At 65.3% G+C, this 3,515-nt stretch carries 2 protein-coding genes and 1 pseudogene; 1 reads left to right on the top strand and 2 read right to left on the bottom strand.

What is annotated here, in order from left to right; all coding sequences use genetic code 11:
* Positions 1-247: 247 nt before the first annotated feature.
* Both ABZ794_RS33840 and ABZ794_RS33835 read right to left on the bottom strand, forming a co-directional pair.
* A complete protein-coding gene (locus tag ABZ794_RS33840) occupies positions 248-1,153 on the bottom strand; it encodes a trypsin-like serine protease (RefSeq protein WP_210787560.1) in 906 nt (301 codons plus the stop codon).
* A gap of 125 nt (positions 1,154-1,278) precedes the next feature.
* Complete coding sequence (locus tag ABZ794_RS33835) at positions 1,279-2,796, bottom strand: hypothetical protein (protein WP_210787561.1); 1,518 nt, start codon at positions 2,794-2,796, stop codon at positions 1,279-1,281.
* Between the two features lie 334 nt (positions 2,797-3,130).
* Between ABZ794_RS33835 and ABZ794_RS33830 the strand changes: the two are divergent.
* Positions 3,131-3,328 (top strand): annotated as a pseudogene (locus ABZ794_RS33830) (IS256 family transposase); the annotation flags it as partial.
* Positions 3,329-3,515: the final 187 nt, after the last annotated feature.

The raw sequence follows: 3,515 nt of genomic DNA, 5'->3' as shown, positions 1-3,515 counted from the left end.
TCTGCTCAACCGATCTACGACCCGACGGTCGTCCACCAGTTGCTGGGGCTGGGGCTCGCTTTCGTTGGGTGGTGAGCCGTCCGGGTGATCCGAAGAGGTCACCACCATAGGGGACTGCGTCCGTCCGTCGTCATGCATCGCTGACGGGATCCGCGCCGACCGAGGGTTACAGCAAGCTGCCAGCTTTCGGCGATGCCGGCCAAGGGTCGCTCGCACGAACGAGGATCGAACTTTCGGACGTCCCGGGCTAGAGGCGCGTGGCCGATACCGGCGTGAGGTTGATCGGGACCGCGGGCCCGGAGCGTTCGGTCACGACAAGAGGCTGGGCGGTCGACGCCGAGGCACTGGCGCCCTTTGCAGCAAACACCGGCAGCCAGGCTCCGAACCGATTGAGAACGTTCTGGATGGGATTGAAACACATCCTTCCGTTTTCGTTCAGTACAGCGACCACGATTCCGATCGCCATGACGCCGTTGGCGTCCATCCGCCAGACCGGTCCCCCGCTGTCACCGCGAGCCGCGGGGACGGTCGAGCACAGCAGATAGTCAAGTGTGTCGGCAATGCCGTCGCCGTTCTCGTCGTAACCGACGTGCTGCCAGTTCGTCACGGAGCCTTCGGTCCAACCAGTTGTCCGGCCCATTTTTCCGATGACGAAGCCCGGGGTTAGGGCGCTATTGTTGTAGTAGCCCATCACCCGTCCGTTGCCCGGTGACCTGCCTGTCAGCGGGTCGACGACGATCTGCTGGGCGTCGTTTCCTGCGTCGAGCTTGACCAATGCTCCATCGAAACTGTTGTCGCGGTAGTCGCCGATGTTGTCGTTCCTTATCGCGTATCCGAAGCGGGTGTCCGTGCCGTAGACGACGCGTTGCGCTGCCGGCGGCAGACCGGAAGTGCCGAAACAGTGCCCGGCGGTAGTGATGAACATGCCGGACGTGCCTCGAACGGCGTAGCCGCCGGTGCAGTAGTCATCTGGGTTGTTTGGAAATCCGAAGAACATCGGGTGTCCCGGCTTGAACATGTAACCGGCCGCGACCGCCGGTGACGCCGTCGAGGCCAGGAGTAGTGCCACGACCGCAATGGACGAAGCGATGAGTCGTCGTAACAAGCGAACCTCCAGATGATGGAACGACGTGGTGATCGGTTTCAGGGCCAAGGCGGCCCCGCCCTCCGCCCAGGAGATGCGGAGAATCCTTTGTTCCAGCTATCCCTCACGGCTAACGGCTGTCAGCCGGTATGACGTAGGCCGCGGTGTGGGCGCTTGCCTGGTTGAAGGGTCTGCTAGGCCGTCAGCGCCGTGGTGATCGCTCTGATGAGGATCTGCTCTGCTCCGTCGGGAGATGCAGCTGTCGGTTTTCCTCTGAGGTGCCCCAACCAGCCGTAGACGGTCATCGAGCCGCCGGCGATGCCCGGGAAGTCGGTGTCGATCCCGCCGGCGTACGTCGCGGGCCTGCGCAGCAGTTCGTCGCTGGGCAGGTACGCGGGTACCTCGTTCGCGTAGCCGGCGAACAGCAGCTGGCTCGACGTGCCGTATCGCGCCCGGAAGTAGACGGCGTATCCGGACACGATCTCGCCGCCGGCCAGCAGCAGCCGAAGGTCCGGGCTGCCGGCGAACCTCCAGGACTGCAGGGGCACCGGAATCGACGTCGCGAACGTGCCGGCGTCGATTTGGGCGATCATCTGCTGCGCGTGCCGCCGGTAGTAACCCGGCAGGGAAAGGTTGTTGGACCGCACGGCGTAGGCCGCGGACACGTCCCGAAGATTGCCCGCGGTCAGCGTCACATCCAGCGGCAGGCTCACCTCCCGGTAGTGGGTTGTCGTCGGACCGGCGACCGGCCGTCCCGGCCGCAGCAGCGCCGTCGTGACGGCCTGCGCGAGCTCGGCGCCCCGCAGGCTCCGCTGGGCCCAACCCCGCGCGCCGTCAGGGTTCTGGTCGCCGGCCGGCCCGAGAAGGAACTGGGCGAAGGCCCCGGTCGTCTGCTCGATCCGGGTGACCGCGTCCCCCGGGTAGTCCGGGTCGAACATGGTCTGCGACCCCGCCACCACCGGATGGCACCCGTAGCTGAACAGCACGGCCAGCGGCTCACCACCCGGCGTACGGGCCGTCAGGACAGGTACGTCCGACTCGACGTACGGCAGATTTTCCCGGTTTTTCGAGAAGTGCTGGTCGACAACCTGGTAGTCGAGGGTGCACGCCGTTCGTGGGCCCTCAAGTGTGTCCCGGACCAGCTGCACGATCTTCGTGACCAACTGGTCGCCGTAGGCACGCACCTGTGCCTGCAGAGTGGAATTCATCCCGTACGAGATGAACGGGTCCAGTTTGTCGGGGAGCACTGGACCGTTGTGTGTGTGCGTGGCCGTCAGGGCGAAGTTCTCCGACGCCAGCCCGAGATCGACCACCTGGCTGCGGATCGACCGGTGCAGGCCACGTGCGAAGCCGAGAACATCGGCGGTGACGATGACGCGGGGCACGCCCTCGTGCCACAGGATTGTGCACCGCGCGAACAGCGGGGCGGCGGTCCCGGACGCCTGGCGGGGCACATCGACGCCGTAACCGGCCAGGTACGTGTCCGCCGCCGGAGTGATCTCCACCTTTCCGACGGACAGCTCGGTGCCCGCCGCCCCCAGTGCGGAGCTGCCGAGGAGGCCCTGACCTACCAGTGACGCGGCGACGATGGACCCACCGGTGAGCAGGCGGCGACGACCAACGGTCAGTTGCCGATCATCCGGTCTGTCGCCCTCGGCCGCCTGCGCCCGAGATTCCGATGTGGTGGCAGCCCTGACTCTGGACATGGTCATCCGGCAACGATCTCCCCCGTGAGACGCCGACGCGCGACCGCCGCCTCGCATCAGCAATGGATGTGCGAGCGACGGCCATCAGTATCAAGTTGAGAGCGATCATGGCGCACGCCAGGACCGCGGTCAATGGCCGCGTGCCATCTGCATCCCGCAGACGGTTCGCTCAAGGTGCGCGCGGACCGTGTTGGCAGGGCGACACGACCGATTGCCTCACCGATGACGATGCTGAACACCTACGGCTCGAAGTGGACCACTGTGTTAGCCCGGAGTCTGTGGATCTAAGGGTGTCTCCGGTCAGACCTGCCGGGGCGTTGTGCCTGGTGAGGGTGCCGTGATGACCGTGACGCTGAACGATCAGACTGGACGCAAGAAGCGGCCCGAGCCGTCGGCTAAGGCGAAAGCCGCGGCCGAGTTGGTCCGGGCCGCGAAGGAGCAGGGCCTGTCGTTGACGGGTCCGGACGGGCTGCTGAAGCAGTTGACCAAGCCGGTCTTGGAGACCGCGTTGAACGAGGAGATGACCGAGCACCTTAGCTAGGAAAAACACGACCAGGTCGGCGCCGGGTCAGGTAACAACATCCGCATCGGCGTTCCGCAGACGTGGGCGGGCACGTGAGTTACCTAAGACGTGTTTCATAAGCTGGGTCAGAGCCATTCGCAGATGATGGTGATGGTGAGGATGGCCTGGAACCGGACGGCCAGCTTGTCGTAGCGGGTGGCTA

This window comes from Micromonospora sp. NPDC047187, from assembly GCF_040643355.1.
In the GTDB taxonomy this organism is placed as follows: domain Bacteria; phylum Actinomycetota; class Actinomycetes; order Mycobacteriales; family Micromonosporaceae; genus Micromonospora; species Micromonospora salmantinae.
This window is presented reverse-complemented; position numbering and strand designations above follow the sequence as displayed.